At 73.0% G+C, this 11748-nt stretch carries 8 protein-coding genes and 1 pseudogene; 5 read left to right on the top strand and 4 right to left on the bottom strand.

Annotated features, from left to right (window positions below):
- Both QCN29_RS04835 and QCN29_RS04830 read left to right on the top strand, forming a co-directional pair.
- A pseudogene (locus tag QCN29_RS04835) lies at positions 1-139 on the top strand (IS110 family transposase); the annotation flags it as partial.
- A gap of 204 nt (positions 140-343) precedes the next feature.
- Positions 344-1270, top strand: a complete 927-nt coding sequence (locus QCN29_RS04830; RefSeq protein WP_279926421.1) for an oxygenase MpaB family protein — start codon at positions 344-346, stop codon at positions 1268-1270.
- Here the strand turns inward: QCN29_RS04830 and QCN29_RS04825 are convergent.
- The gene (locus QCN29_RS04825) at positions 1233-2297 is read right to left on the bottom strand and encodes a LacI family DNA-binding transcriptional regulator (protein WP_398859114.1); all 1065 of its coding nucleotides are present in this window, start codon (positions 2295-2297) and stop codon (positions 1233-1235) included. The genes QCN29_RS04830 and QCN29_RS04825 overlap by 38 nt on opposite strands.
- A gap of 362 nt (positions 2298-2659) precedes the next feature.
- Between QCN29_RS04825 and QCN29_RS04820 the strand changes: the two genes are divergently transcribed.
- A complete protein-coding gene (locus tag QCN29_RS04820; RefSeq protein ID WP_279926419.1) occupies positions 2660-3961 on the top strand; it encodes a M14 family metallopeptidase in 1302 nt (433 codons plus the stop codon).
- Between the two features lie 84 nt (positions 3962-4045).
- Here QCN29_RS04820 and QCN29_RS04815 read toward each other — a convergent pair whose 3' ends face one another.
- The gene (locus tag QCN29_RS04815; protein ID WP_279926418.1) at positions 4046-5476 is read right to left on the bottom strand and encodes an FAD-dependent oxidoreductase; all 1431 of its coding nucleotides are present in this window, start codon (positions 5474-5476) and stop codon (positions 4046-4048) included.
- A gap of 129 nt (positions 5477-5605) precedes the next feature.
- On the opposite strand from QCN29_RS04815, the gene QCN29_RS04810 reads away from it, so the two are divergent.
- A complete protein-coding gene (locus QCN29_RS04810; protein WP_240137146.1) occupies positions 5606-6190 on the top strand; it encodes a TetR/AcrR family transcriptional regulator in 585 nt (194 codons plus the stop codon).
- Positions 6191-6417: 227 nt separating this feature from the next.
- Positions 6418-8055 carry an ABC-F family ATP-binding cassette domain-containing protein gene (locus tag QCN29_RS04805; protein ID WP_279926417.1) on the top strand — a complete coding sequence of 546 codons (1638 nt, stop codon included), beginning with the start codon at positions 6418-6420 and terminating at the stop codon, positions 8053-8055.
- 297 nt (positions 8056-8352) lie between these two features.
- Here QCN29_RS04805 and QCN29_RS04800 read toward each other — a convergent pair whose 3' ends face one another.
- Together QCN29_RS04800 and QCN29_RS04795 are read right to left on the bottom strand one after the other, a co-directional pair.
- Positions 8353-10734 carry a Tex family protein gene (locus QCN29_RS04800; protein ID WP_279926416.1) on the bottom strand — a complete coding sequence of 794 codons (2382 nt, stop codon included), beginning with the start codon at positions 10732-10734 and terminating at the stop codon, positions 8353-8355.
- A 107-nt stretch (positions 10735-10841) separates the two neighbouring features.
- Entirely contained in the window at positions 10842-11705 is an 864-nt protein-coding gene (locus QCN29_RS04795) for an SCO6745 family protein (protein WP_279926415.1), read from the bottom strand.
- Positions 11706-11748 lie beyond the last annotated feature (43 nt).

The raw sequence follows: 11748 nt of genomic DNA, 5'->3' as shown, positions 1-11748 counted from the left end.
CCTGAAGAAGCGCGGCGAGGGCTGCAAGCACGTCCAGGCCGTCATTGCTCTGGCCCGCCGGCGGGCGAGTGTGTTGTGGGCCCTGCTGCGTGACGGACGGGTCTTCACCTCCGCCCCGCCAGTCACGCAAGCGGCTTGACTTCGTCATTGAGACTCCTGGGTTCTGACGGTGGGGGGGCGGAACCGGCGCGCCACATCAAATCAGCCACAGTTACCTCCTGGTAATGCTCAGGAGGCGACTTTCTTTCCTGCGTCGCACGATCACCCCAACTCCTCGCCCCGCGCCCGCTCAGCGCATACTGGAAGACGCATAAGGAACGAAGTGGCACGGGGAGCAGACCGCATGAGCAGCGCAGCAACCGACCCCGCGCCGCCCCCGCCCGGCGGGGTGCTGTGGACGCTGGCCGGTGACGTGCGGGCGCTGCTGATGCTGCCCGCCGCCCTCACGATGCAGGTGGCCCACCCCGCCGTGGGCGCCGGAGTCGACGAGCACTCGGTCTTCCGCACCGACCCATGGGGCCGCGGCGAGCGCTCGCTGCGCTCCGTCCAACTGTGGGTGTACGGAGGCCGCGACGCCGCCGCCGAGGGCCGCAGACTCCGTGAGCTGCACAAGACCATCCAGGGCGTCGACGCACACGGCCGCCGCTACCACGCGCTCGACCCCGCCTACTACGCCTGGGTCCACGCCACCGGCTTCCCCGTCTACCGGCACGCGGCCCGCTATCTGGTGCGGCCGCTCACACAGGCGCAGGAGCGCGCCCTGTACGCGGAGTGGCTCCAGGTCGGGCGCATCCTGGGTCTCAGGGACCGGGACATGCCGCAGACCCCGGAGGAGTTCTGGCCGTACTACCGCACCGTCCTCGCCGAAGAGATCGAGGCCACCGCCGTCGTACGCGAACTCGTCGCCCTCGACGCGCCCGTGCCGCCGCCCGACCGCGGCCCGCTCGTGCTGCGGCTGGCGCTGCGGGCGCTCTGGCCGCTCCTGCTGCCGCGCATCCTGCGCCTCCGCCGCTTCATGACCATCGGGCTGATGCCGCCCGAGGCCCGTGCGGCGATCGGCCTCGAATGGAGCGACCGGCAGGAGCGGGCGCTGCGCCGCTTCGGCCGGGTGGTACGGGCCGTGGTGCCGGTCCTTCCCGAGCGTCTGCGCTATCTGCCGCTCGCCCGGCGCGCCCGGCAGAAGGCGCGGCGCGACGGCACGCTCCCGCGGAAGGCCCTCGCACGGCAGGAGCTCAGGCGGAGGCCCGCACGACGAGCGTCGTCGGCGTGATGACCGACGCGGGACTGCCGGTCCGCGACCCGTTCGCGCCGTGGTCGTCGAGTACGCGCATCAGCAGCCGCACCATCAGTCTCCCCATGCCCTCGATGTCCTGACGCACCGTCGTCAGCGGGGGATCGACGGCCTCGACGACCGTGCGCATGTCGTCGAAACCCACCAGCGCCACATCCTGCGGCACCCTCCGGCCGCTCTCGCGCAGCACCCGCAGGGCGCCGGAGGCCATCAGGTCGTTGCCGGCGAACACCGCGTCCACATCGGGCCGGTGCTCGAGCAGCTCCGCCATGGCGCGCGCGCCGCTCTCCGCCGTGAAGTCCCCCTGGCGGATCAGCTCCGGGTCGGCGTCCAGCAGCACATCGTGGTATCCGGCGATCCGGTCGAGTGCGGAGGTCTGGTCGCGCGGCCCGGCGATATGCGCGATCCGGGTGCGGCCGAGGGAGACCAGACGGCGCACCGCCTCACGTGCCCCGCCGCGGTTGTCGGCGTCGACATAGGGGACCCTCGGCTCGCCGTCCCCGCCCGGGAGGAAGGGCCGCCCTCCGAACACGGCGGGCACCCGCGCCCGGCGGATGACGGACGGCAGTTCGTCGTCGTGGTGGAGCGAGAACGCGAGCGCGCCGTCGACATGGCCGCCGCCGAGATAGCGGGCGATGCGGCCGTGGTCGCCCGGCCCCTCCACCCACAGCAGCACCAGCTGTGCGTCATAGGCGATCAGTTCCCTGCTGATGCCGCGGACCTGCTGCTCGAAGAACGGGTCCGAGAAGACCCGGAACTCCGGCTCGGCGATGATCACGGCGATGGCGCCGTTGCGCCGGGTCACCAGGGTGCGGGCCGCATGGTTGGGCACATACCCCAGCTCCTCCACCGCCCGCCGCACCTTGTCCACGAGCGGGGGACGCACGCCCGCACCGCCGTTGACGACCCGGGAGGCGGTGGCGCGGGATACTCCGGCGCGGGCCGCGACGGCTTCGAGCGTGGGACGCGAACCAGCGGTCTGCTCCGGCAAAACGGCGCTCCTCATCTGCTCACAGCCTGCTCAGCGGCACCCTGCCCAGGGTATCGGCGCCGGTCGGATCATGGGAGCGCTCTCTCGGCCGAGGTGCGGCCCACGGCCGTGGGCGTGCGCCCGGCCGGAGTCGGCCCGCGGCGGTGAGCACGCTCCCTGCGGGTGTGCGCACCCCGGAGCGGTGCGTGCTCCCAGCCCGCGCCACCCCGCAGCCGCTCCCGTCACCCCGGTGGCCGAACGGCGCCCTGTCGCACAGCAGCCGCCAGGAGTACCGTCCCCGCTCGTGCCGAGGCGCGCGTCCCCGCACCCGCGACACGCGGCCGGCCCGTGCACTCACGTCGTCGCGCACCCTGTCGCTATCCGGGAGGCAGCAGCAGATGTTCGCCCGCGTCCGGCTCCGTACCCTCGCGCTGACCGCGGCGGCCGCCGCCCTTGCGGCGCCACTGGTCACCGCTCCCGCACAGGCCGCACACCCGACGCCCCGCACGGGCTTCGAGACCAGCGGGGGAGCGCGCTGGACCGGCGAGGCGGAGGAGCGCGACTTCCTCACAGCGGTCGACCACGGCGCACCCGGCCCCGGAGACCGGGTCTCGGTCCGCAGGATCGGCACGACCGGGCAGGGCCGCCCGCTCCGGCTCGTGCGGGTCGGGGCCCGGCACGCCCCGGCCACCGTGCTGCTGGTGTGCAGCCAGCACGGCGACGAACCGGCCGGCCGCGACGCCTGTCTGAGCGCCGTCCGGGATCTGGCGTACGCGCGCGACGGGGAGACCCGCCGCTTCCTGGACCGTACGCGCGTCCTGGTCGTCCCGACCGCCAACCCCGACGGGCGGGCGGCCGGCACCCGCGGCAACGCGGACGGCGTGGACGTCAACCGCGACCACATCGCGCTGCGCACCGCCGAAGGCCGCGCGCTGGCCGAAGTCCTGCGCGACGAACGCCCCGACATCGTCTACGACCTGCACGAGTACGGGGCCACGCCGCCGTACTACGACAAGGACCTGTTCGACCTGTGGCCGCGCAATCCCAACACGGACGCCGGGATCCACCGGGAGGCGCAACTCCTGTCCGGCCGCTACGTACGGCCCTCCGCGCACCGCCACGGCTTCACTTCGGGCACCTACGGCATCTGGACCGATCCGGTCACCGGCGAACCGGTCAGGCAGACCGCGGGCGACGGCCAGGAACGCATCCTCCGCAACGCCTCGGGCGTCAAGAACGCCGTGGGACTGCTCATCGAGAGCCGGGTCGACCCCCTCACGGAAGGGGAGCAGAACGACCCGGCGGCCAACAAGCGGCGTCGCGTGGCAAGTCAGCGCGCCGCCCTGGACGGGCTCCTCGACTACGCCGGCGAACGCCGCGTCCGCATCGAGGCCACGACGGCGGCCGCCCGGTTGTCCGGCCTGCTGGACCGCGGCCCGGTGTATTTCGGCGGCGCGGACAACGACCCGCCCGACCAGGACGAGACACTCCGGAACCCGCCCTGCGGCTACCGGCTGAGCGCCGGGCAGTACGCCGACGTCCACGACGAACTCGCCCTGCACGGGGTCGTCTCCCGCCCGGAACCGGCGGGCGGCGCGACGGTGCCCCTGCGGCAGTCCCAGCGCGAACTCGTGTCTCTGCTGCTCGACGCCCGCGCCCCGTACCACCTGACGGAAGGCGAGCCGCGTACCCGCTGCTGACGTCTGCGGACGTCCGGCCCGCCGAGATTCGACCGTAGCGCCGAGCCCTCCCGGCAGGATATGAACGAGAGGGCCCGGTGCGGCTCAGCCCGTGGCCCACGCCACGTACGCGTCCGGGCGGATCAGGAGCGATGTACGGCGGGTGGGGTCGGTCCAGGTCGCATCGGTGGCGGCGCCCGCCAGGGCCGGGGGTATGGAAGGGGTGCCGCCCTGGGGGGTGACGAGCACCGGGGCGCCCCTGCGGAGGAGTTCGTACAGGCGGCCTTCCCTCAGGGACAGATCGGGGGCGCGCCTGCCGGTGAGCGGGTGGCTGCCGCGAGGGGCCGGGTATCGGACGCCGATGCCGGTGACCATCCCGGCGGCCTTGCGCCGGACGGGGGTGACCGCCCCCATGACGCCGCCCGCCGCCGCGCGGACGGCGCGCTGCAGCCGGGTGTGGGCCATCGCCAGGCGGACGATGCCGCCGCTGCTGCGGAGCACCATCCTGCCGACCGGGTGGCGTTCCGCGTGGTAGCTGTCGAGCAGGGCCTCCGGGTCGGGGGCCTCGCCGCGGAGGACGGCGGCCAGCTTCCAGGAGAGGTTCGCGGCGTCCTGGATGCCGGTGTTCATGCCCTGGCCGCCCGCCGGCGAGTGGACGTGCGCCGCGTCACCGGCCAGGAAGACGCGGCCGGTGCGGTACGCCGGGACCTGGCGCTCGTCGCTGTGGAAGCGGGACATCCAGCGGGCGTCGTGCATCCCGTAGTCGGTGCCGAGGGAACGCCGGACGATCTCCCGCACCTCGTCCAGGCCGACCTGCTCGCTGTCGGGGGCCTGCCGGTCACGGGCCCAGCCCATCACCCGGTGCCAGCCGTCACCGAACGGCGCCACGAACGCGAATGCCCCGTCGGCGCCGTTCACCGCGATCGGGCCTTTCGGCTCCGCGTCGAGGCGTACGTCGGCCAGGACCATCGAGCGGATCACCGCATGCCCGGGGAACGGCAGTCCGAGCAGATCCCGCACTGTGCTCCGGACACCGTCCGCGCCCACCAGCCAGCGTGCCCTCAGCGAGGTCGCCGGGCCTCCGTCGGCGGGGGCCAGCTCGGCGGTGACGCCCTCCGCGTCCTGGCCCAGGTCGCGGAGCACCGTGCCGTACCGGAGCTCGGCCCCGGCGTCCCGCGCGCGCCGCTGGAGCAGCCGCTCGACCTCGTACTGGGGCGTGATCAGCATGAACGGGAAGCGCGACCGCAGCCCGGAGACGTCCAGCGAGAACTGCCCAAAGAAGCGAATCTCCGTCACCGGTGACCCCTTCTCCACCAACTCGTCCGCCAGTCCCCGGGCGTCGAGCTGCTCCAGCGTCCGTGCGTGGACGCCGAAGGCCCGGGTCAGATTGGCGATCTCGGGTGCGCGCCGCTCCACCAGTGTGACCTTCAGCCCCGCTGCCGCCAGGTCGCCCGCCAGCAGCAGGCCGGTCGGCCCAGCTCCCACGACGATCACATCGGTCCGGGTCTCCGCCCGCGTGTCCGTCCGTCCGGTCATGTCGCCCTCCCCAGGGGTGTCCCGTGGACATCAACACTTGTTGGCCAACATGTGTTGGTCAACGCTTGTTGGCAAGTCTGGACCCGTCGGGACTGGCCTGTCAACACCCGTTGGCCTACATTCGTTGGCATGACGACGGAAACAGGTCCCCGGCGCTCGGACGCCACCCGCGCCGCGATCCTCGAAGCGGCCCGTGTGCGCTTCGCCGAAGACGGCTATGAACGCGCCACCATCCGCGCGATCGCCCGCGACGCGGACATCGACCCCTCGATGGTGATGCGCTACTTCGGCAACAAGGAGCGGCTCTTCGCCGCCGCTTCCGAGATCGACCTGCGCCTCCCTTCGGCTGGCGCGCTGCCGACCCGGCACATCGGGGCCGTCCTCGTCGGCCACTTCCTCGACCGCTGGGAGGCTGACGACGTGCTGAACGCGGTCCTCCGCGGCGGGGTCACTCATCCGGCCGGCGCGGAGCGCATCCACGCGATCTTCAAGGAGCAGATAGGCCCCGTCGTCGCCGGCGTCTGCCCCGACCCGGCCGAGGCGCCCACCCGCGCCGCGCTCGCAGCCTCGCAGATCCTGGGCATGGCCCTGGCCCGCTACGTGCTGAAGCTGCCGCCCGCCGTGGACCTCACGCGCGACGAGGTGATCGCGTGGCTCGCCCCCACCATTCAGCGGTACCTGACAGCCGAGCGACCTCATATCGAGGGGGCCTGACTGCCTGACTGCCTGACGGCCTGACCGCCTGACGGCCTGACGGCCTGACGGCCTGACGGCATGACGGCCCGGTCGCCGAGGGGCTTTCGGCTGCTGGGCGCACCCCTCCCGGCGCGGGCCCCGGAAGCCTTCGCGGCGGCCCGTCGGCCCCCACCGCGGACGGCGTCTTGGCCGCCCGGGTCATGACATGACGCGCCGACGCCCGCACCCGTAGGATCGGCGCCCTGATGACTGCCACCCTCGTCGCCAAGGATCTCGCCGCGGGCCACGGCGAACGCTCGCTGTTCACCGCTCTCGACCTCGTCGTCGCGCCCGGAGACGTCGTCGGACTCGTCGGCGTCAACGGCGCGGGGAAGTCCACGCTGCTGCGGCTGCTCGCCGGGCTCGACGCGCCGGAACAGGGCGAGGTGCGGCTCTCGCCGCCCACCGCCGCCGTGGGACATCTGCCGCAGGAGCCCGAGCGGCGGCCGGGGGAGACGGTCCGGCAGTTCCTGGCCCGCCGAACCGGCGTGGCCGCGGCCCAGACGGCGATGGACGATGCCGCACAGGGGCTGGTGGCGGGTGCGCCCGGCGCGGACGACGCGTACGCCGCCGCCCTGGAGCGCTGGCTCCACCTCGGCGGCGCGGACCTCGACGAACGTGCCGAGGAGGTCGCCGGCTCGCTCGGTCTGACGATCGGCCTCGACCTGCCCATGACCGCGCTCTCCGGCGGCCAGGCGGCACGTGCCTCGCTCGCCTCGCTGCTGCTCTCCCGCTATGACGTCTTCCTCCTCGACGAACCCACCAACGACCTCGACCTGGACGGACTTCAGCGGCTGGAGTCCTTCGTCACCGGTCTGCGAGCGGGCGCCGTCGTCGTCAGCCACGACCGCGAGTTCCTCACCCGCACCGTGACCAAGGTCCTCGAACTGGACCTCGCCCAGCGGCAGATCACCCTCTACGGCGGCGGCTACACGTCCTACCTGGAAGAACGCAGGACCGCGCGTCGGCACGCCCGCGACGAGTACGAGGAGTACGCGGACAGGAAGGCCGCCCTGGAAACCCGGGCGCGCACACAGCGCGCATGGATGGACAAAGGCGTCAAGAACGCCCGGCGCAAGGCCGCCGACAGCGACAAGATCGGCCGGAAGTTCCGCAGCGAGGCGAGCGAGAAGCAGGCGGCCAAGGCCCGCCAGACCCAGCGGATGATCGAACGCCTGGAGGTCGTCGAAGAGCCGCGCAAGGAGTGGGAGCTGCGAATGGAGATCGCCGCGGCGCCCCGCTCGGGCGCGGTGGCCGCGACACTGCGCGCCGCCGAAGTGCGGCGCGGGGACTTCCGCCTCGGACCCGTCTCACTTCAGATCGACTGGGCCGACCGGGTCGCCGTCACCGGCCCCAACGGGTCCGGCAAATCCACCCTGCTGGCCGCGCTCCTCGGCCGGCTCCCGCTGGACGCGGGGCATGCCGCGCTGGGATCGGGCGTCGTGGTCGGCGAGATCGACCAGGCCCGCGCGCTCTTCCAAGCAGCCGACACACTGCTCGACGCGTTCTGCGCGGCCGCGCCCGGAACCGAACCGGCCGATGTCCGCACCCTGCTGGCCAAATTCGGCCTCGGCGCCCGCCATGTCCTGCGCCCGGCGACCACCCTCTCCCCGGGTGAGCGGACCCGCGCCGCCCTGGCGCTGCTCCAGGGCCGCGGGGTCAACCTCCTCGTCCTCGACGAGCCGACCAACCACCTCGACCTGCCGGCGATCGAGCAGCTGGAGTCCGCGCTCGACTCATACGCGGGGACGCTGCTGCTGGTCACGCATGACCGGCGGATGCTGGACGCGGTGCGGGTGACGCGGCGGGTCGAGGTGACGGAGGGCAGGGTCCTCGAGCACTGAGGTGCTGCGTTTTCCCCACCCCGCCCCTTCCCGCCCCTTCCCGTTAACCGGGGGCAAGCCCCCAGACCCCCCGCACGGCCTTCGGCCGTGTCCTCAACCGCCGGACGGGCTTGAAAATCAAGCCCCGCCTGGGGGTACCTCCGTGGGGGCACCCCCGGACGGAGTCTGGGGGAGGTAGCCGGGGGAGATCCAGTCGCGGGGGTCCGGGGCTCCGCCCCCGTACGGGGTCCGGGGGCGGAGCCCCGAAAACGGAGCCCGGGGCTTCGCCCCAGGCCCGCCGCAGGCGGCGAGGCGGCCTCAGCGCCGCCCGCGCCCCCGCCCCCCGTCGAGCAGCCCCGCCTTGCGCAGTGCGTCGGCCATGGCGCTGTTCGCGGGGGCGGGACCCGGCCGGCCCCCGCTCGCGCCCCCGCCTCCGGAGCGGGAGCCGCCGCGGCGGTCGCGGTCGCGGCCTCCGCCGCCCTGCCGCTGCTTCGGCGGACGGCTGCCGCCCGCCGCCGCTGCCTCGTCGTCGAGCCGCAGCGTCAGCGAGATCCGCTTGCGCGGGATGTCGACGTCCAGGACCTTCACCTTGACCACATCGCCGGGCTTGACCACGTCCCGCGGGTCCTTCACAAACGTCTTGGACATCGCGGAGACATGGACCAGCCCGTCCTGGTGCACACCGACGTCCACGAACGCGCCAAAGGCCGCGACGTTCGTCACCACGCCCTCCAGGACCATCCCCGGCGCCAGGTCGCCGATCTTCTCCACGCCCTCCTTGAAGGAGGCCGTCCTGAAGGCCGGGCGCGGGTCGCGGCCCGGCTTCTCCAGCTCGCGGAGGATGTCCGTCACCGTCGGCAGGCCGAAGGCCTCGTCCACGAAGTCGCCCGGCTTCAGCGACCGCAGCACCGCGGTGTTGCCGATCAGCGAGGCGACTTCGCCGCCCGCCTTCTGCACCATCGAGCGCACCACCGGATACGCCTCCGGGTGCACGCTGGACGCGTCCAGCGGATCGGCCCCGCCGCGGATGCGCAGGAAGCCCGCGCACTGCTCGTACGCCTTCGGGCCCAGCCGCGCCACGTCCTTGAGCGCCTTCCGGGAGCGGAAGGGTCCGTTCGAGTCGCGGTGGGCGACGATGTTCTCCGCGAGGCCAGCCCCGATGCCGGACACCCGGGACAGCAGCGGCGCGGAGGCGGTGTTGACATCGACGCCGACGCCGTTCACACAGTCCTCCACCACCGCGTCCAGCGAGCGTGACAGCTTCACCTCGGACAGGTCGTGCTGGTACTGGCCCACGCCGATCGACTTGGGGTCGATCTTCACCAGCTCGGCCAGCGGGTCCTGGAGCCGCCGGGCGATGGACACGGCCCCGCGCAGCGACACATCGAGGTCGGGAAGCTCCTGCGAGGCGAAGGCGGACGCCGAATACACGGACGCCCCCGCCTCGGAGACCATCACCTTGGTGAGCTTCAGCTCCGGGTGCCGGGCGCACAGTTCGCCCGCCAGTCTGTCGGTCTCCCGCGACGCCGTGCCGTTGCCGATCGCGACCAGTTCGACCGCGTGCTCCTTCGCCAGCCGGGCCAGCGTCGCCAGCGACTCGTCCCACTTGTTCGCCGGGACGTGCGGATAGACCGTGTCCGTCGCCACGACCTTGCCGGTCGCGTCGACCACGGCGACCTTGACGCCGGTACGGAAGCCGGGGTCCAGGCCCAGCGTCGCACGTGTGCCCGCGGGCGCGGCGAGCAGCAGATCCCGCAGGTTCGCCGCGAAGACCCGGACCGCCTCGTCCTCGGCGGCCGTACGCAGCCGCATCCGCAGATCGATCCCCAGATGCACCTGGATCTTCGTCCGCCAGGCCCAGCGCACCGTGTCCTTGAGCCACTTGTCGGCCGGACGCCCCCGGTCGGCGACGGAGAAGCGGTCCGCGATGATCCCCTCGTACGAGGAAGGCCCGTCGACCGGCTCCTCCGGCTCCATCACCAGGTCGAGGACCTCTTCCTTCTCGCCGCGCAGCATTGCGAGCACCCGGTGCGAGGGCAGTTCGGTGAACGGCTCCGCGAAGTCGAAGTAGTCCGCGAACTTCGCGCCCGGCCCCTCCTTGGCGTCGCCCTTGCCCTCCCGGACCTTCGCCGAGAGCCGCCCGCGCGTCCACATCCGCTCGCGCAGCTCGCCGATCAGATCGGCGTCCTCGGAGAAACGCTCCGTCAGAATCGCCCGAGCGCCGTCCAGCGCGGCGGCCGCGTCGGCGACGCCCTTGTCCGCGTCCACGAACGCCGCCGCGGCGGCGAGCGGTTCCACGGACGGATCGCCCAGCAGGCCCTCGGCCAGCGGTTCCAGACCCGCCTCCCGCGCGATCTGCGCCTTGGTCCGCCGCTTCGGCTTGAACGGCAGATAGATGTCCTCCAGCCGCGCCTTGGTCTCGGCGGCCAGGATCTGCGCCTGCAGCGCCTCGTCCAGCTTGCCCTGCTCGCGGATGGAGTCGAGGATCGCGGTCCGCCGCTCCTCCAGCTCCCGCAGATACCGCAGCCGCTCCTCGAGCGTGCGCAGCTGCGCGTCGTCGAGCATCTCGGTCGCTTCCTTGCGGTAGCGCGCGATGAACGGCACGGTCGCCCCGCCGTCGAGCAGCTCGACGGCCGCCTTCACCTGCCGCTCCCGTACGCCGAGCTCCTCGGCGATCCTGCCTTCGATGGACGTCGTCACGGTGTCCCGACTCGCCTTCTCACGCTGGCTGTGCTTGAGAGTGCATTGTGCCGCGCGGCCGGGCGGCGTGTCGCGCGCCCCGTCCGCGCGGCACCCCGCGCGTGGCGTCAGCCCTTGCCGAGCAGCTCCTCCGGGAACGCGCCCGCGGACACCGCCGTGACCATGAAGCCGCGCCCCAGTTCCGTCAGCCGCTCGACGCCGTCCGCGCCCAGATGCTCGTACGGAGCGGAGTCCAGGCGGTCCGTGTGCTCCTCCAGCTCGGCCCGCAGCGCCACGCCCGCTTCGGTCAACCGGCCGTCCGCGGTCAGCAGTCCGCGCTCGCGCAGCCGTTCCTCGGCGGCGTCCCAGTCGGCGGGCTGCCAGCCCCGCGTGGCGAGGATCCAGCGCGGGTTCATGCCCTTGCCGGTGGCCGTGTGGCTCACCAGCGCCTCCAGCGGGTCGAGGCCGACGGAGAGCAGTGCGGCGAGATGGCCGTCCCCGCGGTGTTCGCGCAGCAGGGTGGCGGCATGCCAGTACGCCAGGTGCGGCTCCTTGGGCACGGGCAGATCGGCGTGCGCCGCGTACAGCGGGCGGGCATGGCGGGTGCACCTCTCGGTGGCGCGCAGGGCGAGCTCCGCCGCCTCCGCCAGCTCGGGGGAGTCGATGGCGTCCTCGCCGAGCAGCCGGCGCAGTGTGACGTCGGCTGCGCGCAGCCGGGCCGCGAGCACCTCCTCGGGGGAGACGCGCGTCCACACGGCGGGCAGATGCCGGGTGATCAGCTCGTGGCTGAAGTTGTAGAAGGCGGCGGTCACCGTGCCCGGGCCGACCGCGCCCATGGCGGCGGACCGTCCGGCGAGATAGACGGCGTTCCGGTCCGTCACGCCGAGCGAGGCAAGCTCCTCGGCGAGGTCGGGGGAGAAGTACACCGTCGAGTGCAGCGGATTGAGTGCGTTGTGGCAGCGGCGGCCGGCGCGCGCGGGCAGAGGGGTCATGCAAATGCACGTTACCGACTAGTCGGTATGACAGGAACCCCCC

This window comes from Streptomyces chengmaiensis (assembly GCF_029846775.1).
Lineage (GTDB): Bacteria > Actinomycetota > Actinomycetes > Streptomycetales > Streptomycetaceae > Streptomyces > Streptomyces chengmaiensis.
The sequence above is the reverse complement of the archived record's forward strand: the minus strand, read 5'-3'. Positions and strand labels throughout refer to the sequence as shown.

Excerpts from the sequence above, each read along its gene's own strand:
- QCN29_RS04830 (WP_279926421.1), top strand. The coding sequence starts at position 344 with ATGAGCAGCGCAGCAACCGACCCCGCGCCGCCCCCGCCCGGCGGGGTG.
- QCN29_RS04825 (WP_398859114.1), bottom strand. The coding sequence starts at position 2,297 with ATGAGGAGCGCCGTTTTGCCGGAGCAGACCGCTGGTTCGCGTCCCACG.
- QCN29_RS04820 (WP_279926419.1), top strand. The coding sequence starts at position 2,660 with ATGTTCGCCCGCGTCCGGCTCCGTACCCTCGCGCTGACCGCGGCGGCC.
- QCN29_RS04815 (WP_279926418.1), bottom strand. The coding sequence starts at position 5,476 with ATGACCGGACGGACGGACACGCGGGCGGAGACCCGGACCGATGTGATC.
- QCN29_RS04810 (WP_240137146.1), top strand. The coding sequence starts at position 5,606 with ATGACGACGGAAACAGGTCCCCGGCGCTCGGACGCCACCCGCGCCGCG.
- QCN29_RS04805 (WP_279926417.1), top strand. The coding sequence starts at position 6,418 with ATGACTGCCACCCTCGTCGCCAAGGATCTCGCCGCGGGCCACGGCGAA.
- QCN29_RS04795 (WP_279926415.1), bottom strand. The coding sequence starts at position 11,705 with ATGACCCCTCTGCCCGCGCGCGCCGGCCGCCGCTGCCACAACGCACTC.